General features: G+C 61.5%; 19 protein-coding genes. 5 read left to right on the top strand and 14 right to left on the bottom strand.

Annotated features, from left to right (window positions below):
• From ACXJKO_RS10360 to ytfQ, 10 genes are all read right to left on the bottom strand, one after another.
• Window positions 1–238 (bottom strand): response regulator (locus ACXJKO_RS10360; RefSeq protein ID WP_457091008.1); only part of this gene is annotated, 238 nt, incomplete at its 3' end.
• A gap of 231 nt (window positions 239–469) precedes the next feature.
• Window positions 470–1,945 carry an aldehyde dehydrogenase family protein gene (locus ACXJKO_RS10355; RefSeq protein ID WP_457091007.1) on the bottom strand — a complete coding sequence of 492 codons (1,476 nt, stop codon included), beginning with the start codon at window positions 1,943–1,945 and terminating at the stop codon, window positions 470–472.
• 105 nt (window positions 1,946–2,050) lie between these two features.
• On the bottom strand, window positions 2,051–3,247 hold the full coding sequence (gene mmsB, locus ACXJKO_RS10350) for a multiple monosaccharide ABC transporter permease (protein WP_457091006.1): 1,197 nt from the start codon (window positions 3,245–3,247) through the stop codon (window positions 2,051–2,053).
• Window position 3,248: 1 nt separating this feature from the next.
• The gene (mmsA, locus tag ACXJKO_RS10345; protein ID WP_457091005.1) at window positions 3,249–4,778 is read right to left on the bottom strand and encodes a multiple monosaccharide ABC transporter ATP-binding protein; all 1,530 of its coding nucleotides are present in this window, start codon (window positions 4,776–4,778) and stop codon (window positions 3,249–3,251) included.
• Between the two features lie 100 nt (window positions 4,779–4,878).
• The gene (gene chvE / locus ACXJKO_RS10340; protein ID WP_457091004.1) at window positions 4,879–5,940 is read right to left on the bottom strand and encodes a multiple monosaccharide ABC transporter substrate-binding protein; all 1,062 of its coding nucleotides are present in this window, start codon (window positions 5,938–5,940) and stop codon (window positions 4,879–4,881) included.
• Between the two features lie 306 nt (window positions 5,941–6,246).
• Window positions 6,247–6,996, bottom strand: coding sequence for a FadR/GntR family transcriptional regulator (locus ACXJKO_RS10335; RefSeq protein ID WP_457091003.1), 750 nt, complete (start codon window positions 6,994–6,996; stop codon window positions 6,247–6,249).
• A gap of 33 nt (window positions 6,997–7,029) precedes the next feature.
• On the bottom strand, window positions 7,030–7,995 hold the full coding sequence (gene yjfF, locus ACXJKO_RS10330) for a galactofuranose ABC transporter, permease protein YjfF (protein ID WP_457091002.1): 966 nt from the start codon (window positions 7,993–7,995) through the stop codon (window positions 7,030–7,032).
• Entirely contained in the window at window positions 7,992–8,996 is a 1,005-nt protein-coding gene (gene ytfT, locus ACXJKO_RS10325; RefSeq protein ID WP_457091001.1) for a galactofuranose ABC transporter, ATP-binding protein YtfT, read from the bottom strand. The genes yjfF and ytfT overlap by 4 nt, the downstream gene beginning before the upstream one ends.
• 1 nt (window position 8,997) lies before the next feature.
• The gene (gene ytfR, locus ACXJKO_RS10320) at window positions 8,998–10,506 is read right to left on the bottom strand and encodes a galactofuranose ABC transporter, ATP-binding protein YtfR (RefSeq protein WP_457091000.1); all 1,509 of its coding nucleotides are present in this window, start codon (window positions 10,504–10,506) and stop codon (window positions 8,998–9,000) included.
• Window positions 10,507–10,578: 72 nt separating this feature from the next.
• Window positions 10,579–11,541 (bottom strand): galactofuranose ABC transporter, galactofuranose-binding protein YtfQ, encoded by a 963-nt coding sequence (gene ytfQ / locus ACXJKO_RS10315; protein WP_457090999.1) that lies wholly within the window; start codon window positions 11,539–11,541, stop codon window positions 10,579–10,581.
• 167 nt (window positions 11,542–11,708) lie between these two features.
• Between ytfQ and ACXJKO_RS10310 the strand changes: the two genes are divergently transcribed.
• Both ACXJKO_RS10310 and ACXJKO_RS10305 read left to right on the top strand, forming a co-directional pair.
• On the top strand, window positions 11,709–13,442 hold the full coding sequence (locus tag ACXJKO_RS10310) for an IlvD/Edd family dehydratase (protein ID WP_457090998.1): 1,734 nt from the start codon (window positions 11,709–11,711) through the stop codon (window positions 13,440–13,442).
• Window positions 13,443–13,478: 36 nt separating this feature from the next.
• Window positions 13,479–14,417, top strand: coding sequence for a dihydrodipicolinate synthase family protein (locus ACXJKO_RS10305; protein WP_457090997.1), 939 nt, complete (start codon window positions 13,479–13,481; stop codon window positions 14,415–14,417).
• Between the two features lie 190 nt (window positions 14,418–14,607).
• On the opposite strand, the gene ACXJKO_RS10300 is transcribed toward ACXJKO_RS10305, so the two are convergent.
• Genes ACXJKO_RS10300 through ACXJKO_RS10290 form a run of 3 tightly spaced genes read right to left on the bottom strand, consistent with a single transcriptional unit; the run spans window position 14,608 to window position 18,406 of the window.
• Complete coding sequence (locus tag ACXJKO_RS10300; protein ID WP_457090996.1) at window positions 14,608–16,854, bottom strand: xanthine dehydrogenase family protein molybdopterin-binding subunit; 2,247 nt, start codon at window positions 16,852–16,854, stop codon at window positions 14,608–14,610.
• A gap of 8 nt (window positions 16,855–16,862) precedes the next feature.
• A complete protein-coding gene (locus ACXJKO_RS10295) occupies window positions 16,863–17,888 on the bottom strand; it encodes an FAD binding domain-containing protein (RefSeq protein ID WP_457090995.1) in 1,026 nt (341 codons plus the stop codon).
• Window positions 17,885–18,406, bottom strand: coding sequence for a (2Fe-2S)-binding protein (locus tag ACXJKO_RS10290; protein WP_457090994.1), 522 nt, complete (start codon window positions 18,404–18,406; stop codon window positions 17,885–17,887). The genes ACXJKO_RS10295 and ACXJKO_RS10290 overlap by 4 nt, the downstream gene beginning before the upstream one ends.
• A gap of 215 nt (window positions 18,407–18,621) precedes the next feature.
• Here ACXJKO_RS10290 and ACXJKO_RS10285 point away from each other — a divergent pair, with 215 nt between their 5' ends.
• On the top strand, window positions 18,622–19,242 hold the full coding sequence (locus ACXJKO_RS10285) for a nucleotidyltransferase family protein (protein ID WP_457090993.1): 621 nt from the start codon (window positions 18,622–18,624) through the stop codon (window positions 19,240–19,242).
• Here ACXJKO_RS10285 and ACXJKO_RS10280 read toward each other — a convergent pair.
• Entirely contained in the window at window positions 19,191–20,276 is a 1,086-nt protein-coding gene (locus ACXJKO_RS10280; protein WP_457090992.1) for an XdhC family protein, read from the bottom strand. The genes ACXJKO_RS10285 and ACXJKO_RS10280 overlap by 52 nt on opposite strands.
• A 209-nt stretch (window positions 20,277–20,485) precedes the next feature.
• Between ACXJKO_RS10280 and ACXJKO_RS10275 the strand changes: the two genes are divergently transcribed.
• Together ACXJKO_RS10275 and ACXJKO_RS10270 are read left to right on the top strand one after the other, a co-directional pair.
• Window positions 20,486–21,646, top strand: a complete 1,161-nt coding sequence (locus ACXJKO_RS10275) for an adenylate/guanylate cyclase domain-containing protein (protein ID WP_457090991.1) — start codon at window positions 20,486–20,488, stop codon at window positions 21,644–21,646.
• Between the two features lie 204 nt (window positions 21,647–21,850).
• Window positions 21,851–22,792 (top strand): ABC transporter substrate-binding protein, encoded by a 942-nt coding sequence (locus ACXJKO_RS10270; protein ID WP_457090990.1) that lies wholly within the window; start codon window positions 21,851–21,853, stop codon window positions 22,790–22,792.
• Window positions 22,793–22,838: the final 46 nt, after the last annotated feature.

The raw sequence follows: 22,838 nt of genomic DNA, 5'->3' as shown, positions 1-22,838 counted from the left end.
GCTGGACGAGCCGTGCGAACTCGAAACCGTCAATCGAGCCAGGCATGTTCACATCTGTGAGAACTGCACCGATATCCGGGCGGTTTTTCAGGAGATCGAACGCCTCGTCCGCATCCTGAGCCTCCACGACCCAGAATTCCGCATCCTTCAGGATTTCGACTTGGGTCAACCGCACGAGCGACTCGTCCTCAACGAGCAGGACGACAGGACGGTTAAGGATCTCGCGGCGCGGCTTCATGGAGCGGAAACGGACGATACCGATTCAAGTTCCCACAATCGTAGCAGCAGAATTGAGATGCTTGTGGAAGGCCGGAGCCTGCCTTCTTTTCTCTGCCGTCATCACCGGCCTTGTGCCGGTGATCCCGAAGGTTTGAAGCGCGGTGCTATTCGGATCGGGATGGCCGGGACAAGCCCGGCCATGACGGAGACGAAAGCGCCTAAACCGTCCAACTCGATGGCAACCTTGCTCCTACTCGCTGCCTTTTGTCTTGGGCACGTAGGGGCCGTTGCCGTCAAACGTGTAGGCGGTCTTGACCGTGGTGTAGAACTCCGCCGCATAGCGCCCCTGCTCGCGCGGGCCATAGCTCGAGCCCTTCCGCCCGCCGAACGGCACATGATAATCCACCCCCGCCGTCGGCAGGTTCACCATCACCATCCCGGCTTCCGCGTTCCGCTTGAAGTGCCCGGCATATTTCAGGCTCGTGGTGCAGATCCCCGACGACAGCCCGAACGGCGTGTCGTTGGCCAGCGCCAGCGCCTCGTCATAATCCCGTGCCCGGATCACCGTCGCCACCGGCCCAAAAATCTCCTCGCGCGCCACCCGCATCGCRTTGTCGACTTCCGTGAACARRGCCGGCTGCAGATAGAAGCCCGGCGCCTCGCGCTTGAGCACCTCGCCGCCCGCCACCAGCCGGGCGCCCTCGTCCTGGCCGATCTGGATGTACTTCAGGTCCTGGTCGAGCTGGCCCTGGTCGACCACCGGGCCGATCTGCGTGCCCGCCTTGAGGGCATCGTCGACCACCAGCTTAGCCATCCGCTCCTGCATCGCGGCGACGAAGCGGTCGTGGATGCCCTCCGTCACGATCAGCCGCGACGAGGCGGTGCAGCGCTGGCCGGTGGAGAAGAAGGCCGAGTTGATGGCGCACTCCACCGCCACGTTGAGATCGGCATCGTCCAACACCACCATCGGGTTCTTGCCGCCCATCTCGAGCTGCAGCTTCTTCATCGGRTCGGCGCTGATCGCGCTCATGGCGACCCGSCGCCCCGTCGGCACCGAGCCGGTGAACGAGATCGCSGCGACCTTGGGGCTGGCGAGCAGCGCCTCGCCGACCACCGAGCCCCGGCCCATGACSAGGTTGAACACGCCCGAAGGCACCCCGGCGCGGATGATGATCTCGGCCAGCGCGTGCCCTGAGCCCGGCACCAGCTCGGCCGGCTTGAACACCACGGTGTTGCCGTAGGCCAAGGCCGGGGCGATCTTCCAGGCCGGAATGGCGATGGGGAAGTTCCACGGGGTGATCAGSCCGATCACGCCGACCGGCTCGCGGGTGATCTCGACCTCGACGGCCGGSCGCACCGAGGGCAGCTTCTCGCCSGMSAGMCGCARGSWTTCGCCGGCGAAGAAGTGRAAGATCTGGGCGGCGCGGGTGACCTCGCCGATGCCCTCGGGCAGGGTCTTGCCCTCCTCGCGCGAGAGCAGGCGGCCGAGCTCGTCCTTGCGGGCGAGGATCTCGTCGCCGACCGCTTTGAGGAGGTCGTGGCGGGCCTGGATCGAGGAGCGCGACCAGGCCGGGAAGGCGTCGTACGCCGCGGCGATGGCGGTCTCGGCCTCGGCCGCCGAGGCGCGGGCGAACTCGCCGAGGATGTCGTGGGTGTTGGAGGGGTTGATGTTGGGCGCGGCCTCGGAGCCCACAACCCACTCGCCCGCAATGTAATTCTTCGTCATCTCTCACTCCGTTCCATACAGCCGCCACCCTCGTCGCCATATCAACGGGGCGGCAGCGCGATGTAGCTTTAAGCCAATGCGGCTGCCTCGACGAACAGCCCTCGTTTACTTCTTTCGGTTGTAGACATCCAGCGAAACAGCGGCCAGGAGCACAAGGCCCTTGATGACCTGCTGGTAATCGATGCCGATGCCGAGGATCGACATGCCGTTGTTCATGACGCCCATGACGAAGGCGCCGATCACGGCGCCCGTGACCTTGCCGACGCCACCCGTCGCCGATGCGCCGCCAATGAAGACGGCGGCGATGACATCGAGTTCGAATCCGAGGCCCGCCTTCGGGGTCGCCGTGTTCAAGCGGGCGGCGAAGATCAGACCGGCAAGGCCTGCGAGTACGCCCATATTGACGAAGGTCAGGAAGGTCAGGCGCTCGGTCTTGATGCCGGAAAGCCTTGCCGCCTTCTCATTGCCGCCGAGCGCATAGATCCGCCGGCCGATGGTCGTCCGGTTCGTCACGAAGGCGTAGAGCGCGATCAGGGCCGCCATGATGATGAGAACGTTCGGCAGACCGCGATACGTCGCCATCAGATAGCAGAAGGCCACCACGAGGATCGCCAGCAGCGCATTCTTGAAGACGAACAGGCCGAAAGGCGCGGTCTCGACCGCGTGCTTGAGCTGGTTCGCGCGGCTGCGGACGCTGAAGTAGATCAGCGCGATCACGCTCGCGGTGCCCAGAAACAGGGCGGTGTAGTTGAACCCTTGCCCTCCGAAGACATCGGGGAGGAAGCCGGAGCTGAGGCGCTGGAAGGCGACCGGGAACGGACCGACCGACATGCCGCCGAGAAGCGCCAAGGTCAGGCCCTTGAACACGAGCATGCCGGCAAGCGTCACGATGAAGGACGGCACCTTGAAATAGGCCACCCAATAACCCTGCGCCGCGCCGATGAGACCGCCGACGACGAGGCAGGCGATGGTCGTCGTCACCGGATCGATGCCCCACCGCACCATCATCACGGCGGCCAAACCGCCGACGAAACCGACGATGGAGCCGACGGACAGATCGATGTGCCCGGCCACAATGACAAGCAGCATGCCCAACGCCATGATGACGATGTAGCTGTTCTGAAGGACGAGGTTCGTAAGATTGAGCGGGCGCAGCAGGGTGCCGTCCGTCACCACTTGGAAGAACAGCATGATGACGAGGAGCGACAGCAGCATGCCGTAGTCGCGGAAATGCGTCTTCACGAAATCGAGCCACGACGTTTTCTGGGAAGCGTGAAGCTCGTCAGCGGTTCTCGTATCCATCTCAGCGCCTTCCCGACTTAACAATGGCGTGCATGATCTTTTCCTGGGATGCCTCGGCAACCTCGAGCTCGGCGATGAGTGCGCCCTCGTTCATGACGTAGATCCGGTCGCACATGCCGAGCAGCTCCGGCATTTCCGACGAGATCACGAGCACGCCCTTCCCGGCATCCGCCAGCTTGTTGATGATGGTGTAGATTTCATACTTGGCACCGACATCGATGCCCCGGGTCGGCTCGTCCAGAATGAGGATTTCAGGATCTGAAAAGAGCCACTTGCTCAAAACGACCTTCTGCTGGTTGCCACCGGACAGGTTCACCGCCTGCTGGAACACGTTCGAGCTTCTGATGCGAAGCTTGTTGCGGAAGTCGTTGGCGACGGCAAGCTCGCGGATATCGTCGATCACCAGAAGCTTCGAGACGCCTTTGAGATGCGCCAGAGTCACGTTCTTGCGGATGTCTTCTTCGAGAACGAGGCCATAGGTCTTCCGGTCCTCGGTGGCGTAGGCGATGCCATTCGAGACGGCTTTCTCCACCGAGCTGACGTCGATTTCCTTGCCGTGCAGCATGACCCGGCCGCTGATGTTCTGGCCATAGCTCTTGCCGAACAGGCTCATGGCGAACTCGGTCCGCCCTGCCCCCATCAACCCCGCGATGCCGACGATCTCGCCGCGCCGGATGTGCAGGTTGACGTTCTTGACCACCTGAACATTGCTGTGCAGCGGATGGTAGGCGGACCAGTTCTCCACCTGGAAGATCGTCTCGCCGATCTTCGGTTCCCGGTGCGGATACCTGTCCTCCATAGTGCGGCCCACCATGCCGCGAATGATGCGATCCTCGCTTACCTCTTGCGCGCGGCAATCGAGGGTTTCGACCGTGCCGCCATCACGAAGGACGGTGATGGAATCCGCCACCTTCGAGATCTCGTTGAGCTTGTGCGAGATCAGGATGGAGGAGATGCCTTTCGCCTTGAACTGCAACAGCAGGTTCAAGAGCGCGTCGCTGTCCTTCTCGTTCAGGCTCGCCGTGGGCTCGTCGAGGATCAGGAGCTTCACCTTCTTGGAAAGCGCCTTGGCGATCTCCACGAGTTGCTGCTTGCCGACGCCCAGATTGGTGACGAGTGTCTCAGGCGATTCATTGAGCCCGACGAGCTTGAGCAGTTCCTTGGTGCGCGCAAACACGAGCGACCAGTCGATGACCCCGTATTCCGCCTGCTCGTTGCCAAGGAAGATGTTCTCCGCAATCGACAGGAGCGGCACGAGCGCCAGCTCCTGGTGAATGATGATGATGCCGAGATGCTCGCTGTCGGCGATGCCCTTGAAGCGGCGCTCCTCGCCCTCGTAGACAATCGAGCCGGTATAGGAGCCGTGCGGGTAGRCGCCGCTCAGGACCTTCATCAGCGTCGATTTACCCGCGCCGTTCTCGCCGACCAGCGCGTGGATTTCGCCCGCCTTGACGGTGATATTGACGTTGTCCAGCGCCTTGACGCCCGGAAACGTCTTGGTGATCCCCCGCATTTCAAGGATCGCACTCATGACCAAACCTCGGATCGCTCTGCGGGCGGGCTTTTGAGACGCCCTCACCAAATGAACGAGGACCCTGCGTTCACACGCAGGGTCCGCCACCATATCGTTCTTACTTGAACTGGTCTTCCTTGTAGTAGCCGCTGCCGACCAGAACTTCCTTCCAGTTGGAGGCGTCCACGCTCACGGGCTTTAAGAGATAGGACGGAACCGTCTTCACGCCGTTCTCATAGGTCTTCGTGTCGTTGACCTCGGGCGTCTTTCCGGAGAGCACGGCGTCGACCATGTTCACGGTGACCTTCGCGAGCTCGCGAGTGTCCTTGAAGACCGTCGAGGTCTGCTCCTTGGCAAGGATCGACTTGACCGACTGCACCTCGGCGTCCTGGCCGGTGATGACCGGCATCGGCTGCTGGGGCGTGCCATAGCCCACGCCCTTGAGCGAGGAGATGATGCCGATGCTCAGACCGTCATAGGGAGACAAAACCGCATCGACGCGCTTGTCGGTGTAATAGGCGCTGAGCAGGTTATCCATGCGGGCCTGGGCGACCGCGCCGTCCCAGCGCAGGGTCGAGACCTTGTCCATGCCCATCTGGCCGCTCTGCACCTTGAGCTTGCCGCTCTTGATGTAGGGGTCGAGCACCGACATGGCGCCGTTGTAGAAAAAGAATGCGTTATTATCGTCCGGCGAGCCGCCGAACAGCTCGACATTAAAGGGGCCCTTGCCCTCCTTCAGCCCGAGCGCCTTCTCGATATAGCCGCCCTGGAGCACGCCGACCTGGAAGTTGTCGAAGGTTGCGTAGTAATCGACATTCTTGGAATTGCGGATGAGGCGGTCATAGGCGATGACCTTGATGCCCTTGTCGGCGGCCTGCTGGAGCGCATCGGAGAGCGTGGTGCCGTCGATGGCCGCGATCACCAGAACCTTCGAGCCCTTCGTGATCATGTTTTCGATCTGGGCGAGCTGGTTGGGAATGTCGTCCTCGGCATATTGCAGGTCTACGTTGTAGCCCTTCTCCTTCAGCACCTTGACCATGTTGTTGCCGTCGTCGATCCAGCGGGCGGATGACTTGGTGGGCATGGCGACGCCGACGGTGGCTTTGGTCTGCGCTTGAGCCGCGCCGACGAATCCGACGGCTCCGAGAGCCAGGATCGCCAGAGTTGTCTTGAGATTCATCAAGGTCGTTCTCCCTCTTTCATGTGCGCATGCCCTGGCCTGTCGTTGGCGTGCCCGGTGCATGACCTTCCGTGCTTCTCAACAGTGAATTTGTGTCAGCTGTGACCTGCTGACCAGGGCCGTCTTCCTATCCTCCCCGCTGGTGAGGCGATGAGCCGGGACGCCGCATGCTCCGGGCTCGCATTCCAGGCAATCAGCGAATGAGCCTCATCCGTCCGATCGTCAATTAATACTATAATACTATTTTGCTGCGGCAAGTGGGTTCTTCGGATGAGGCGACCTTATCCTCCTGGGAAATTTGCGCCGTCAGGCTTTCGAAAAAGCGTGCACCTGCAGGGTTGCGATGGCGCTCTCTGCCCGTTTGATCTGTACCCGCTCGGCCGCCTGGACGATCAGCAGGGACATGGCATCGCTCGCGGCTTGCGGGTCGCGCGCCTTGATCGCCTCGAACACGTCCTGATGCTGGCGCATGACCCGCTTGAACTGGGCATCGCTCGAAACCGGAGAGCTGATCGTGAACGAGGTCGCAAGCGCCGCGCCGATGACGGAGCCGATGGATTGCAGGAACGGGTTGCCGGAGGCTTCCAGAATAGCCTGATGGAACGCGAGATCGGCCTTGGTGAAGCCCTGCCGGTTCTTCTCGCAATGATACATGGCCTGGAGCGCCTGGTTCGTGCTCTCCAGTTGCGCGGGCGTCCAGCGCAAGGCCGCGGTGGCGCAGGCCAGCGGCTCCAGCGTCTGCCGGATCTCGAAAAGCCAGCCGAGGAACTGGGGATCGACACCGAGCTCGAGATGCCAGCCGAGGATATCGGCATCGAACATGTTCCAGTTCTGACGATCCAGAACCTTCGTACCGACCTTTGTCTTCGATTCAATCAGGCCCTTGGCGGCCAGGGTCTTCATGGCTTCCCGCAGCGCCGTGCGGGACACGCCGAAATGCTCCATCAGCTCCGCATCGCCCGGCAAGGTGCTGCCGATGGGGAAGTGGCCCTGCATGATGCTCTGCCCGATCCCCTGGGTCACGAGATCATGAGCGGAGCGCGCTCTGCCGGCCATTTTGAAGCTGCTACCCGAAACCATTATACCGCCTTAAGCCTGTCGTGAACGCAGCGATGCTGCCGCGAGGCCGCGCTGCAATACTATGAATGCGAACAAAAGCCCACCGATTGCGATCTTCGTCCACCAGGAGCTCAAGGTGCCCTCGAAGGTGATATAGGTTTGGATCAACCCCTGGATAAGCACGCCGATGAGCGTGCCGAAGATCGTGCCGTAGCCGCCGGTGAGCAGCGTGCCGCCGATCACGACGGCGGCAATCGTATCGAGCTCCACGCCGGTCGCGGCCAGTGAATAGCCAGCTGATGTGTAGAAGGAGAAGACGATGCCCGCCAATGCCGCGAGAAAACTCGACAACATGTAGATCCTGATTGTCGTGCGCCCCACGGGCACGCCCATCAGCTCGGAGGAGGTCCTGTTGCCGCCCAGCGCATAGACGTTAGTGCCGAACCGGGTGAAGTGCGCCAGAACGATGCCGACCCCAAAGGTGGTCAGCATGACCATCGCAATGAAGGTCAGGCGCCCTCCTCCGGGAAGCCGCAAGGCGATGTCCGTGATGTCTCCATAGGCCGGCGCGTTGATCGCAATGGAATCCGTCGTGAGCACGAAGCACGTGCCCCGTGCCAGGAACATGCCCGCAAGCGTGACGATGAAGGCCGGGATCTGGAACACATGGATCACATAGCCCATCGCCGCACCGAACAGAGAGGCAACCGCGAGTATGAGGATGAAGGCGATATAGGGGTTGATGCTGTACTGCTCGATGGCGACAGCGAGGAACACGCCGGTGAAGGCGATGACCGATCCGACCGACAGGTCAATGCCCCCTGAGAGAATGACGAAGGTCATGCCGACGGCGACGATGCCGAGGAAGGCGTTGTCAGTAAGAAGGTTGCCGATCACCCGCGTGGAAGCAAAGCTCGGGAACTGTGCCAGGCAGATGAGATATCCGACGATGAACACGGCCAGGGTGACGAAGACCGGAAGGTGACGCCGGATCATGCCTTGGTCCTCCAGATGGCGCGGAGGCCCGTGACGACAGGTGATTGCACAAGGAGGACTGCCAGCACCACCACCGCCTTCACGATGAGGTTGTATTCGGGCCTGAAGCCGCTCAGCAGAATGCCGGTATTCATGGCCTGAATGATAAGCGCGCCGATGACCGACAGCCCTAGGCTGAACCGGCCGCCGAACAGCGACGTTCCGCCGATCACCACGGCAAGGATCGCATCTAGCTCCAGCCAGAGGCCCGCATTGTTGGCGTCCGCCCCTCGGATATCGGCCGCGACGATGAGGCCGGCGACCGCAGCGCAGAGGCTGCACCACATATAGACGGCGATGGTCACCACCTTTGTGCCGATGCCGGCATAGGCGCTGGAGCGGAGGTTGGCACCGATGGACTCAATGAAGAGACCGAGCGCGGTGTGCCTGACGACGATGTGCGTCACGAGAAGCATGGCCAGCGCGATCACCACGGGCATCGGCAGCATGAGGAACGAGCCGCTGCCGATGGCGGCGAAACCTTCGCTGACGAAGGTGATGATCTGCCCCTCGGTGATCAGCTGCGCGAAACCACGGCCTGCCACCATCAAGATCAGGGTTGCCACGAAAGGTTGGATTTCGAGCACGGCGACGAGGATGCCGTTCCACAATCCGCAGAGCAGCCCGACACCAAGAGCCGCCGCCAGCACGACGGGCAGAGGGTATCCCTCCGCTGTCAGCGATGCCGCAAGCGCTCCCGCAATGGCCATGACCGCGCCGACCGACAGGTCGATGCCGCGCGTGGCGATGACGAGCGTCATTCCCAAGGCGAGGATCGCCACGGGAGCGCCACGGTTGAACACGTCGATGAGGCTGCCGAAGAGACGCCCATCCTGAAGGCGAACGGCGAAGAAGTCGCGGAACACGAGCCAGTTGACGAGAAAGACGATCAGGAGAGCGGCGACCTGCGGCAATCCTTTGGGAAGCGTACGGGGAGCGCTGGCTTGAATCATGCTGCTCATTTTAAGTATTCGCGATAGTCGTCATGATGTTATCCGCATTGACCTCCGACCCGGTCAATTCGCGCACGTGCCGCCGGTCGCGCAGCACGACCACCCGGTCGCTGTAAGAGGCAATTTCCTCGAGCTCTGAGGAGATGACGAGGAGCGCCATGCCGTCCTCGCACAGGCGCTCGATCAGGCGGATGATCTCCGCGTGAGCGCCCACATCGATGCCACGTGTCGGCTCGTCGAGAATGAGGAAGCGCGGCTCGGTGGCAAGCCAGCGCGCCAGCAGCGCCTTCTGCTGGTTGCCGCCGGAGAGAAGCCCGATAGGCTTTTCGGCATCCGGTGTGCGAATATCGAGGAGCTTGATGAAGCGGTTGGCGATCTCTTCTTGCCTGCGCCGGGAAATCTGGTGCATCCAGCCGCGCTGCGCCTGAAGGGCGAGGATGATGTTCTCGCGGATGGACAATTCCGCGACAATGCCCTCGGTCTTGCGATCCTCGGGCGTGAACCCGAACCGCAGTCGCGCGGCATCCCGGGGAGACGCGATGCGCACGGGCTTTCCATCGACGAAGGCCTGCCCCGTCTCTGCCTTGTCGATGCCGAAGACGAGTTTTGCCGTCTCCGTTCGTCCGGAACCGAGCAGGCCCGCCAATCCCACCACCTCGCCTTGGCGGATCGCCAGATCGAAGGGCTCAATGAGGCGACGCTTGCCGTAATCCTTGAACGCTACCATCGGCTCGCCGGTAACTTCCGGCCTCTGATTGCGATGCAGGGCTTCCGCCGCAAGCTCACGCCCCAACATCATCGAGACCAATTCGATGCGCGGCAGCTCCGCCGTCAGGCGCGAGCCGACGAGACGCCCGTTGCGCAAAACCGTGATCCGGTCGCAGACGGCATAGACCTGATCGAGGAAGTGCGTGACAAAGACGATGCCGATGCCGCTCTGCTTCAAGCCCCGCAGGATTCCGAACAGCGTCTCGACCTCGTGCATGTCGAGGCTCGCGGTCGGCTCGTCGAGGATCAGCACCTTGGCCGAGAGATCGACCGCGCGGGCAATGGCGACGATCTGCTGGACGGCGACCGAAAAGCTGCCGAGCGGATCGGCCACATTGATATCGAGGCCGTAGCCAGAGAGAATTTCAGCGGATCGCCGCCGCATCTCGGCACCGTTCACGAGGCCGAAACGAATGGGCTGGCGACCGATAAATAAGTTCTCTGCTACCGACAGGTTCGGCAGCAGGTTGACCTCCTGATAGACTGTCCCGATGCCCAGTGAGCGCGCATCCGCAGGATCGCGGGCATTGATCTCCTGCCCGTCGAGGCGGATGGTTCCGTCGTCCCGCTTGAAGACGCCGGTGAGCACCTTGATCAGTGTGGACTTGCCCGCGCCGTTCTCGCCCAACAGCGCGTGGATTTCGCCGCGATGCAGGGTGAAATCCACATGGTCGAGCGCCTGCACGCCCGGAAATCCCTTCGTCAGGCCCCTGATCTCAAGCAGCTGAGGCCCTTCCTCCAATGACGCCATGAACTCCTCGCCGACACGCCGCATAAAGAAAAGGGGCGGCATGCTCATTGAGCATGCCGCCAGCTGGGAGGATCAGTAGAGTTCCTTGCGCTTCTCGTATTCGGCCTTGGCGGTATCAGGCGTGAAGACCTTGGATTCCGTCTGAATCCACTTCTTCGGCATGGTGCCGTCCTTCTTGTAGGCCGCGAGAGCATCGAGCGCGGGGCCTGCCATGTTCGGCGTCAGCTCCACGGTCACGTTGGCTTCGCCATCGCCCATGGCCTTGAAGATATCCGGCACGCCGTCGATGGAGACGATCTTGATATCCTTGCCGGGCTTCAGGCCTGCTTCCTTGATGGCCTGGATCGCGCCGATGGCCATGTCGTCGTTGTGGGCGTAGACCGCGCAGATGTTCTTGCCGCCGCCTTCGGCCTTGATGAAGCTTTCCATGACTTCCTTACCCTTGGTGCGGGTAAAGTCGCCGGACTGGGTACGGACGATCTTCATGCCGGGATTGGCGGCAACGACCTGATCGAAGCCCTTCTTGCGGTTGATCGCCGGGCTGGAACCCACGGTGCCCTGCAGCTCGACCACATTGCACTTGCCGCCGGTTTCCTTGGCGAGCCATTCGCCGGCGACCTTGCCTTCATAGACCGTGTCGGAGGTGACTGCGGTCAGGTAAAGCGAGTCGTCCTTCGTTTCGATGGAACGGTCGAGAAGAACCACGGGGATCTTCGCTTCCTTCGCTTCCTTCAGCACGGCATCCCAGCCGGTCGCGACGACCGGAGCCAGGAGAATCGCATCCACGCCCTGCGCGATGAAGGAGCGCACGGCACGGATCTGATTTTCCTGTTTCTGCTGAGCATCGGAGATCTTCAGGTCGATGCCGCGCTTGTCGGCCTCGATCTTCGAAACCTTCGTCTCGGCAGCACGCCAGCCGGATTCGGAACCGACCTGCGAGAAACCCACCGTCATTTTGTTTTGTGCATAGGCAGCGCCCGATGCCATCATCAGAGCAGCCATACCGATCGTCGTCAGCAGATGACGAGCCTTCATGCGTTTTCTCCCGATAATTTCATTGCATGTTGACTTTTGAGGCCTTACCAGCCCTCTTATTTATAATATAATATGCACTGAAGACCAGGGCAATGCAACTGGCGGTTCGAACTTGCTGTCTCCGCCAAAAGGCGAAGGTTCGACCGAAAAGGGTCAGGGAAACGGGAATGAGCGAAGACAAGAAGCGCCAGCTGCGCAGCCAGGCTTGGTTCGGCCGCCAGGACAAGATGGGATTCTATTACCGCTCCTTCCTAAAGAACAGTGGCACCCCGCAGGACCAGTTCGAGGGCCGGCCGGTCATCGGCATCTGCAACACATGGTCCGAGCTGACGCCCTGCAACGCCCATTTCCGCACCATCGCGGAGCATGTGAAATACGGCGTGCTCGATGCTGGCGGCTATCCGCTCGAGTTCCCCGTCTCCTCCCTCGGCGAAGTAACCATGCGCCCCACGGCCATGCTGTTTCGCAATCTCGCGGCCATGGATGTGGAGGAAGCGATCCGCGCCCATCCGCTCGATGGTATCGTGCTACTAATGGGCTGCGACAAGACCACCCCTGCCCTGTTGATGGGCGCGGCCTCCGCCGATCTTCCCACCATCGGCGTGTCCGGCGGACCGCAGCTTCGGGGCGTGTACCGGGGCAAATATATCGGCTCCGGCACCAACATCATTTCCATGAGCGAGCAGTTGCGCGCCGGCGAAGTCACGCTGCAGGAATTCCATGAAGCCGAAGGCGGCATGAACCGCTCCGCCGGCCATTGCATGACCATGGGCACCGGCTCGACCATGGCGTCGATGGTGGAAGCCCTCGGCGTCGGCCTGCCCGAGAACGCCGCCATCCCCGCCGCCGATGCGCGCCGCAACCATCTCGCCCGTATGGCAGGCCGCCGCATCGTCGAGATGGTAAACGAGGATCTTGTTCTCTCGAAGATTATGACCCGCGAAGCTTTCGAGAACGCCATTCGTACGCTGGCCGCCATTGGCGGATCGACGAACGCGGTCGTGCACCTCCTCGCCATCGCCGGGCGCATGGGCATCGAGCTCACACTCGACGACTTCGACAATCTCGGCCGTGACATCCACTGTCTCGTGGACCTCATGCCCTCCGGCCGCTTCCTGATGGAAGACTTCTATTATGCCGGCGGCCTGCCCGTGGTGCTGCGCACCCTGGGCGAGAGGGGCCTCCTCCATAAGGACGCGATGACTGCCAACGGCAAGCCGATCTGGGATAACGTGAAAGACGCGCCGTGCTGGAACCGGGAGGTGATCACCACCTTCGAGGAACCGTTCAAGCCGGAAGCCGGCATCGCGATCCTGCGCGGCAACCTCGCGCCGAACGGCGCCGTCATCAAGCCCTCCGCCGCTTCGCCGGAGCTGATGAACCATACGGGCCGCGCAGTGGTGTTCGAGAGCATCGAAGAACTTCACCATCGTGTCGATGACGACAGTCTCGATATCGACGAGACCTGCATCATGGTGCTCAAGAATTGCGGCCCGAAGGGCTATCCGGGCATGGCGGAAGTCGGCAACATGCCGCTACCGCAGAAGCTGCTGAAGAAGGGTATCCGCGATATGATCCGCATTTCCGACGCGCGCATGTCCGGCACGGCTTATGGCACCGTTGTTCTGCACGTCGCCCCCGAGGCCACTGCCGGCGGTCCGCTGGCCTTCGTCCAGAATGGAGACCTCATCACCCTGGATGTGGAGGCCCGCAGCCTGCACCTTCACGTGGAAGCCGAGGAAATGGAGCGTCGTCGTGCGGCTTGGACGCCACCGGAACCGCATGCCACACGTGGCTATCTAAAAATGTATCTCGATCACGTGATGCAGGCCGACAAGGGCGCGGATCTGGACTTCCTCGTCGGGAAATCCGGTGCGCCGGTCGCCCGCGACAACCATTAACGCCAACATTCAAACGACAATATTCAGGGAGAGAACATGTCTTCGCTCGTCAGGTCTTCAGTCCGCCCTTATCGCGGCGTGTATCCGGTGGCTCCGACTATCTTCGGTGACAATGGAGAGCTCGATCTCGAAGGCCAGAAGCACGCCATCGACTTCATGATCGACGCCGGGTCCGACGGAATCTGCATCCTCGCGAACTTCTCCGAGCAATTCCTGCTGACGGATGTCGAGCGCGACGCGGTGATGCATGCGGTGCTCGACCATGTGGCCGGCCGCATCCCCGTCATCGTCACGACCAGCCATTTCTCGACCGATATCTGTACCGACCGCTCAAAGCGTGCTCAGGAAGCCGGAGCGGCCATGGTCATGATCATGCCGCCCTTCTTCGGCGCAACCTTGCGCGTCTCGGAATCCGGCATCTACGAATTCTTCCGCAGGGTTTCTGACTCCATCAGCATCCCGATCATGATCCAGGATGCGCCCATGGCGGGCACCTCGCTCTCGCCGACATTCCTGGCGCGCATGGCGAAGGAAATCGCCAATGTCTCCTATTTCAAGATCGAAGTAGCCGGCACCGCCAACAAGCTGCGCGATCTGATTGCATTGGGCGGCGACAGCATCGAAGGGCCATGGGACGGCGAGGAGGCCATCACCCTCATGGCTGATCTCGATGCAGGCGCCACAGGCGCCATGACCGGCGGCGCATATCCGGATGGTATCCGCCAGATCATCGATCCCTATTTCGCAGGCGAACGCGAAGAAGCCGCCGCTGCCTATGAACGCTGGCTTCCGTTGATCAATTACGAGAACCGGCAGTGCGGCCTCTCGGCTGCGAAGGCGCTGATGAAGGAAGGCGGCGTAATCCACTCGGAAGCGGTGCGGCATCCGCTTCAGCCTATGCACCCGGAGACGAGGAAGGGCCTCATTGAGATTGCCCGCCGCCTCGACCCGATGGTGTTGCGCTGGGGGAAGTGACGGCTTCGAGCACCTCAATCTCTATCCTCATCCTGAGGAGCCGCGTGAGCGGCGTCTCGAAGGAGGCTCCAGAGTTCACTGGACGCTCCTTCGAGACGGTCGCTGAAGCGACCTCCTCAGGATGAGAGCTATGGCGAGAGGCGGTTAGCGAGCCACGAAGGACATTATGCCCTGCCGTGGCACTGCGCTTTCAGCCATCCTCCATCAAAATCTTGTCGATAGTGATCGGCAGATCGCGAATCCGTTTTCCGGTCGCGTGAAAGACCGCATTTGCGATGGCGGCTGCCGTGCCGACGATGCCGATCTCGCCAAGTCCCTTGACGCCGATAGGGCTCGCCTTGTCGTCATGCTCCTCCACGAAGATCACATCGATGTCGTGGATGTCGGCATTCACCGGCACATGATATTCGCCGAAATTGTGGTTCATGTAGCGGCCGAGATTGTGATCGGTGAAGGTCTCTTCATGGAGAGCCATGCCGATCCCCCACACCACACCGCCGACGATCTGGCTTCGCGCGGTCTTAGGATTGATGATCCGTCCCGCCGCCACCGCATTCACGACGCGCGTCACGCGGATCACGCCAAGCTCCTCATCCACTCTCACTTCCGCGAAGACGGCGGAGTGAGTGTAGGCGGAGTAGCGCGCCATGTTGGTTTTGCTGGGGCTGGCGGTTTCCTCCATCTGGATCCGATCGACTCCACCCGCCCGCATGGCATCCTCGAAGGTCACGAACCGAGACGGATCGTTGGTCAGCTGGATACGGTGATTGGCGAAGGTCACATGTTCGATCTTGGCATCCTTCAGCGGCGAGCCATCCATCTTTTGGGCATGCTTGAAGAGTTCTGCACAAACCAGCTTGCAGGCTGCATCAACCGCCGACCCCGCAGACGCTGCGGTCCAAGAGCCGCCCTGGACCGGAGATTTCGGAAGCGTCGTATCGGCGATCCGCGCCGTGACATCCTCCATCGGCACACCCAACGCATCCGCGCCGATCTGGGTCAGGATGGTGTAGGTGCCGGTTCCGATATCGGCCGTTGCGGTCGCCACTTCGAGCTTGCCCTCGATTGTCAGGATTGCGCGAGCGCTCGTCTTGGTCATCTGCGCTTCCCAGACGCCGCTCGCCATGCCCCAGCCGATGAGCTCATGGCCCTCGCGCATGGAGCGCGGCTTCGGATTGCGTTTCGACCACCCGAAACGCTCGGCTCCGAGCTGATAGCAGGCCCGCAGCTCCTTCGAGGTGTAGGACTTGTTTTCGTTCTCGTCCTTCTCGGTATAGTTCTTTAGGCGCAGGTCGACCGGATCCATTTCCAGCACGTAGGAAAGCTCGTCCATCGCGCTCTCGATGGCGAAGGTGCCAAGCGGCGCGCCCGGTGCACGCATATCGCCCGGCGTATAGGTATCGACCTGAGCGATCTTGTAGGTCAGCTCCATATTATCCGCGTGATAGAGAAGCCCTGACCAATTGACGACAACCTCCTGGTAATCCTCGAAGCGGGAGGTCACAGCCACCGCATCGTGCTTCATGGCCACGAGGTGACCGTCCGGGTTCGCACCGAGCCCGACGGTGTTGATCGTCTCGGGCCGATACACGAAGGTGAACATCTGATCGCGCGTCAGCTCGACCCGCACGGATCGCTCGAGATCGAGCGAGGCCATGACGGCCAGAAACAGCTGATATTGCGGACGAAGACCAGAGCCGAAGCCGCCGCCGACGAAGGGCGACACCACATGGACGTCATCCTTGGAGAGCCCGAACACGCTGGCGACATAGCCCTGCGAATTCAGCACGCCCTGGATCTTGTCATGGATGGTGAGCTTGCCCTCACCCTCCCACACCACCGTGGATACATGCGGCTCCATCGGGTTGTGGTGCTCGGTTGCGATAGCATACTCGCCCCAGATTCGGGCCGGTGCTTTGCTATAGGCTTTCATGGCATCGCCGCGCGGTTTCGGCGGGGGCGTAATGCCCGAACGCTTCTTCGGAGGCACATAGGCTTTCGTGCGGACCAGACGCAGATCCGTCTCATGCGGTTCGACATCATACGCGACATCGATCAGCGATGCGGCGTAGCGGGCCACCTCGAAATCGTCGGCCACGACAAGCGCAATGGGCTGGCCACTATAGATGATCTCATTGTTGTAAAGCGGGCGGAACGCCTTGCCGGGCGGTGCAACCTCATCGCTGTAACTGTGACTGAACCAAGCGGTATTCGGCCTGTTTTCGTGCGTGAAAACCTTGATGACGCCAGGGACGGCCTCTGCAGCCTGTGTATCAATTTTGGCAATGCGGCCGCGGGCGACCGAACTCGACACAACATAACCCTGAGCCAGATCGGGAGCATCGAATTCTGCTGAGTATTGGGCGCTACCCGTTACCTTGGCACGGCCATCGACGCGGTTGCGGGGAGAGCCGACATTGGGATCGTTCTTCAGCATGACAGCCCCTATCGAATGCGCTTGTCGACTTGAGATTGAGGATTGCCCGCAGCGGCCTGCGTCAACGCACGGATGATCCCCCTGCGGGCGAGCTCGATCTTGAAGGCGTTGTGCTCGTAGCCTCGCGCGCCTTCCAGCAACCGCTCGGCCACAGCCGCGAACGCATCCCGCCCGGCGGATTTCCCGACAATCAGATCCTCTGCATCGGGCCTGCGCCACGGTTTGTGGGCAACGCCGCCGAGTGCGATGTGAGCTTTGCGGATGACTCCGCCGTCGATCTCCAGACCTACAGCCACCGACACGAGCGCGAAGGCATAGGAGAGACGGTCGCGCAGCTTGAGATAGGTGTAGTTGGTGGCGAATGCCGCGCTCTTCGCAGGCAGTTCGACCGCAGTGACGATTTCATCATGAGCAAGCGTTGTATCGATCTCAGGCCTGTCCCCCGGCAGGCGGTGATACTCCGCCATCGGGATCGTGCGGGGTCCATCGGGACCGGTCACATGAACGACGGCTTCGAGTGCCGCAAGCGCCACGCACATGTCGGAGGGATGTGTCGCGATGCAATGCTCGCTTTGGCCCAGAATAGCGTGGATGCGATTGACGCCTTCGATGGCGGGGCAGCCAGTTCCCGGCTCACGCTTATTGCAGGGTGTTCCGGAATCGTAGAAATAATAGCAGCGCGTGCGCTGATTGAGATTGCCGCCGGTTGACGCGGCATTGCGCAATTGCGGCGTAGCACCAGCCAGAAGCGCACTTGCAAGAAGGGGGTAGCGGCTTGTGATACGAGAGTCGGTAGCCACATCCGCATTCGGAACGAGCGCGCCGATCCGCAGGCCGCCCGCATCTGTTTCCTCGATCGTCGAAAGGTTGGCGATCCTGGTGACGTCGATGAGGCATGTCGGCCGCTCGACATTGTACTTCATCAGGTCGATGAGGTTCGTTCCACCGGCGATGAGCTTGCCTTTAGGATCGGCCGCAAGCGCCTTCACGGCATCATCGATTTTCTCGGCGCGAACATAGGAGAATCTGTTCATTCCGCTGCCTCCCGCGTGCCTGCGCCACCCTGCGCGAGCACATCCTCGATGGCATCGACGATGTTGGGATAGGCGCCGCAGCGGCAGATGTTGCCGCTCATATATTCCCGTATTTCCTCCCTCGTGTGCGCCGTGCCCTCATGAATCAAGGCGATGGCGGACATGATCTGGCCGGGAGTGCAGTAACCGCATTGAAAGGCATCGTGCTCCACAAAGCTCACTTGCATGGGATGCAGGTGTCCGTTCTGGCACAGCCCCTCAATGGTTGTAATCTCGTGCCCATCCTGCATCACGGCAAGCTGGAGGCAGGAATTGACACGCTTGCCGTCGATCAGAACGGTGCAGGCGCCGCATTGGCCGTGGTCACAACCCTTCTTCGTGCCGGTGAGGCCAAGGTCGAGGCGCAGCAGATCGAGCAATGTCGTCCAAGGCTGAATATCGAGGCGTCGCGTCTCACCGTTCAAGGTCAGCGTGACGGCAACCGCATCGGGCGAGGTTGAGGTGGCACTTGCACTCAAGGGAGTTCTCCAACGCGTGAGAACCCTCGGAGGAATTGCAGGCGGCAATGAGGCCCGAAGGCGCATGCCGGCCAGCGTTCAGCCTCGTTCGGGCGCTTGTTTCGGGTAACTACGACGCTTGACAACGCAGCCAAGCCGATCCCCGTTCCGAAGGGCGCAATGGCCTTAATCTGAGTTGACCCGCGGGCAAGTCACAGCCACGATGGCTCCATGCATTGCCACCTGCTCAAGCCGCCTCATCTATGAACGAAGTTACTGCCATCATCCTCGCGGCGGGGCGTGGAACCCGGTTCGATGCCGGGCCAAAGCTTTTGACTTTGTTGGACGGCAAGCCGTTAGTGCGCCATGTGGCGCAGGCAGCCATCATCTCGACGGCTGAGCCAGTGATCGTAATAACCGGCTACCGATCGGAAGAAGTTGAATCCGCCCTCGATGATCTGCCTCTCCGCTTTGTTTCAAACCCGTTCCATGCGGAGGGTCTGTCGACATCTCTGAAAGCCGGCTTTTCCGCGCTGCCGGACCATGCGGAGGCCGCCGTTATCATGCTCGGCGATATGCCGCTCATCGGACCGAACCTGATCGATACACTCGTAAATGCATGGCGCGAGATAGGTAAGCCGACGGCGCTGATCCCAACTCTCGATGGACGGCGCGGCAATCCCGTCATTCTCTCTCGCGCACTGGAAGAAGAGATTACCGGCCTTACCGGAGATAAAGGCGCTGGAGTGATCCTTCGTGACCGCTCAGATGTGGTCGAATACCCGGTCGATGACCCGGCTATTTTTCAGGATGTCGATACGACCGAGGAACTCGAAAAGTTGTCCGGCGGGATTTGAATTTCCTTTCGGGTCTCGGATGTCATCGCCGTCTCCTGCCGGTAGCTTTCGACAACCTGCGCCAAGGCGGACAGCCCCAGTGTCAGAGGGTCTCGCGCCGAGGGGATCAGCCCGAGTGGGGCGACGATGCGGGACAGACATTCTTCCGTCACCCCGCGCTCGCGCAGCTTTTCGAGCCTCTGTGCATGTGTTCTCCGGCTTCCCATCGCACCGATGAAGAAGGCCCGCTGACCCAAGGCTTGAGCTATCAGGGCGGGCTCCCAGGCATGGTCATGGAATAGGAAGACGACAGCGCTCCAAGGATCAGTCGCGAGCGCTTGCGTAGGGCCGGGCATAGTGAGCAGCTCGACCCGAGCGCCTAAATCTGCGGCAAGAGCTCCCACCCTTTCATCCGGTGATAGCAGTTGCACCTCTGCGCCAAAGCTAAGGCCCAGCTGCACCAGCGCCAGACTCTCCGCCCCATGCCCGATGACGACGATTTTCAGCGCTGGCGCGTACCAGGACACGAAGGTGTCGCCCTGCCAGCTTGGCGCCGCGCGGGTCGCATCCGGCACAACTCGCAGACCTCCAGAGGCATGCTGGATCAGAGACAGCGGCCTGCGCTGTTCGAGAACGGCGCAAGCCCGCCGGATGACGGCGAGGTCAGGATCGGGCTGGAACAGCAGGTCCGCCCCACCGCCGCATGGCAGGCGAATGTCGAGATAGGGAGAGCCTGCTCCATAGCGGACCTGACGGGGCTTTCCCTCGCGCATCGCCTCCTGAGCCTCGGCTACGACGGCAGCCTCAATGCAACCGCCTGAGAGGGAACCGGCAAACCCACCATCCTCCGCCACGCCCATGAGCGTGCCCACAGGCCGGGACGACGAGCCGGTCAGATGCGTGATGGTAACCAGGGCAATACACTGGCCGCGCTCGGTCGCCTCTACCAGGAAGCGAAGAACCTGAAGCGGTGTTGCCGCAATCGCAACTGCCTGTTCGCCGCTTGCGCAGGCATGAGGATCGAGCATGGGAAAGGCGGACAATTCTCCATCCATTGCAGCCTGCTCCGACCTCAACACCCTCGGTCTCCCTTCTCGAAAGCCGTCATGCGGCGGAACACGACTGTGTTGGCGGCGGGCAGTTCCATGGCTTCTCGCAGAGCATGGTTCGGGCGGGATTGCACGAACGGCAAAGCCACCAACGCCCCGGAGGTTCCATCAGGCCGATGAATGAGGCACACTCGCGATCAGCGAAGGTTCGACCGATGGAAGCACCACACGACATCCCGCAATGGCTGGCCGACAAGGCGCCGCATGACAGCGTGGAGGTCCTATTCGCCGCCTTCTGCCGAGACGTCATCCGGTTCATTGCGCCTGTCTGGCGCGCATCGCTCGGCCTGGAGGTCCTGCATCCCGAAATCAGCGGTTGGCAGCATGTCTGGATGGACGAGAGCCTGTCGGTCCGGGAATCGGACAGGGCCACGGCATCGACCTCTCCGTCATATCTGAACAGCCCCACCCGCGTGGTGGATGAAAGCGGCAAGCCCTTCCGCCGCCGTCTCGATGCGCCCTGCCCGGACATGCCTCTTCTCGATGAATTGCGGCAGGATGGGGCGACGGACTATGTCATCTTCCCCCTGCCCTTTCTCGACCGCAGTAGAACCGCCGCGCTCTCTTTCGCCACGCAGTATCCGCATGGCTTCGACGATGTGTCCCTGGAGCGGCTGGAACTCGCGGCGAAGCTACTCGGGCCCTATGTGGAGCGGCATGTCCTGCAACGCATCGCGGTCGATCTGCTCGACACCTATGTCGGCCCGCGAACGGGACAGCGCATCATCGAAGGCCGGGTGGACCGTGGCGCAGTGGAGTTCATCGAGGCCGCGATCCTGTTCACGGATCTGCGCGGCTTCACCCAACTTTCGGAACGCTCACCCATTCCTGAAGTGCTCGCGCATCTGAATACCTGGTTCGGAATCATCGGCGAGGTTGTCGAAACGCATGGGGGCGAAATTCTCAAGTTCATCGGGGATGCGGTGCTCGCAATCTTCCCCACCTCGGACGGCCGCGACCGCGCGGCGGCCTGCAGGAAGGCGCTGGCAGCCGCACAGGAATTTTGCCTCAGGACCGATGAGGAAAACCTCAAGCGCCGGTCGGAAGGCCTGCCCGCGCTCACCCATGGCCTTGCCCTCCATGTGGGCGAAGTCGCCTATGGCAATGTGGGAGCCTCGCACCGCCTGGATTTCACGGTCATCGGCCCGGCCGTCAACCGGGCCAGCCGGCTTCTCGATCTGGCAAAGACATTAGATCGGAAGGTTCTAGTCTCCCAAGCTCTTGCCCGAGCGGTCGACCAGCCCTTGGTCGATCTGGGATGGCACCCCCTGCGAGACGTGGACAAGCCCCAGCAGGTCTACACCCTGCCGGAGTGAATTCGGCCCTTCGACCACAGAGCGTAATTTTTGACGCGCCATGCTCAAAACTATGGCAGTCGCAAATGTATAGACATTTGACATTGCCGTTGCGTCATGGTGCCATTCGCCCGCTCGAGGGAGGCTGATCGCCGGGAGCGAGCCTAAAGGCTCCGGAGGCGGATCGGCGGAACGAGCCAGGGAACAGAAGCAACGGAGGCTGCAATGAAGGCTGTATTGGGTAGTTTGGCCGTTTTGGCGCTGGCGGTCGGCTCCGCCTCGGCGCAGGAGACGAAGGTAACGGTCGGCATTTCGGGCTGGACGGGCTTCGCCCCGCTGACGCTCGCGAAAGAAGCCGGCATCTTCAAGAAGAACGGCCTCGACGTGACGATCAAGAAGGTTCCCCAGGCCAGCCGCCACCTTGCGATCCAGTCCGGCGACATTCAGTGCGCCGCCACCACGGTCGAAACGTGGGTCGCGTGGAATGCCAATGGCGTGCCCACCAAACAGATCTTCCAGCTCGACAAGAGCTACGGCGCGGACGGCATGGTCGTGCGCCCCGATGTCGCCTCCATCAAGGACATCAAGGGCAAAACAGTTGCTGCCTCCGCGCCCGGCACGTCACCCTATTTCATGCTCGCCTGGATACTCAAGAAAAACGGTCTCTCGGTGAAGGATGTCACCGTGGTCAACATGGAGCCCGGCCCTGCAGCGCAAGCCTTCATCGCCGGTCAGAACGACGTGGCCATGACCTACGAGCCCTATCTCTCCTCCGTTCGCGCAGCGCCGCAATCCGGTAAGATCATCGCCACCACGCTCGACTATCCCGCCGTGATGGACACGTTCGGATGCACGCCGAAATTCCTGATCGACAATCCGAAGGCCGCGAAGGCGCTGGCGGACAGCTATTTCGAGGCACTCGACATGATCGCGAAAGATCAAGCGAAATCCTATGAGATCATGGGCGCGGACGTAAAGCAGACCGGCGAAGCCTTCGGTAAGTCGGCGCAATATCTGCGCTGGCAGGACCGCGAGGCGAACAAGAAGTTCTTCGCAGGCGACTTCAAGACCTTCTCGGCGGAAGCCGCCGACCTGCTTCTGGAGACCGGCATCATCAAGCAGAAGCCGGATATGGAAGCTCTGGCGGATACGACCTTCATTCAGTAACGCATTCCACAAGCGGACCGTGACCTGCATCGGGTCATGGTCCGTT

The organism is Microvirga sp. P5_D2, from assembly GCF_054049475.1.
This window is presented reverse-complemented; position numbering and strand designations above follow the sequence as displayed.

Coding starts and splice junctions, on each gene's coding strand:
- ACXJKO_RS10335 (WP_457091003.1), bottom strand. CDS start 6,996: ATGGCCGGCAGAGCGCGCTCCGCTCATGATCTCGTGACCCAGGGGATC.
- yjfF (WP_457091002.1), bottom strand. CDS start 7,995: ATGATCCGGCGTCACCTTCCGGTCTTCGTCACCCTGGCCGTGTTCATC.
- ACXJKO_RS10275 (WP_457090991.1), top strand. CDS start 20,486: ATGGAAGCACCACACGACATCCCGCAATGGCTGGCCGACAAGGCGCCG.
- chvE (WP_457091004.1), bottom strand. CDS start 5,940: ATGAATCTCAAGACAACTCTGGCGATCCTGGCTCTCGGAGCCGTCGGA.
- ACXJKO_RS10300 (WP_457090996.1), bottom strand. CDS start 16,854: ATGCTGAAGAACGATCCCAATGTCGGCTCTCCCCGCAACCGCGTCGAT.
- ytfT (WP_457091001.1), bottom strand. CDS start 8,996: ATGAGCAGCATGATTCAAGCCAGCGCTCCCCGTACGCTTCCCAAAGGA.
- ACXJKO_RS10310 (WP_457090998.1), top strand. CDS start 11,709: ATGAGCGAAGACAAGAAGCGCCAGCTGCGCAGCCAGGCTTGGTTCGGC.
- ACXJKO_RS10305 (WP_457090997.1), top strand. CDS start 13,479: ATGTCTTCGCTCGTCAGGTCTTCAGTCCGCCCTTATCGCGGCGTGTAT.
- ytfQ (WP_457090999.1), bottom strand. CDS start 11,541: ATGAAGGCTCGTCATCTGCTGACGACGATCGGTATGGCTGCTCTGATG.
- ytfR (WP_457091000.1), bottom strand. CDS start 10,506: ATGGCGTCATTGGAGGAAGGGCCTCAGCTGCTTGAGATCAGGGGCCTG.
- mmsB (WP_457091006.1), bottom strand. CDS start 3,247: ATGGATACGAGAACCGCTGACGAGCTTCACGCTTCCCAGAAAACGTCG.
- ACXJKO_RS10280 (WP_457090992.1), bottom strand. CDS start 20,276: ATGGATGGAGAATTGTCCGCCTTTCCCATGCTCGATCCTCATGCCTGC.
- ACXJKO_RS10270 (WP_457090990.1), top strand. CDS start 21,851: ATGAAGGCTGTATTGGGTAGTTTGGCCGTTTTGGCGCTGGCGGTCGGC.
- ACXJKO_RS10295 (WP_457090995.1), bottom strand. CDS start 17,888: ATGAACAGATTCTCCTATGTTCGCGCCGAGAAAATCGATGATGCCGTG.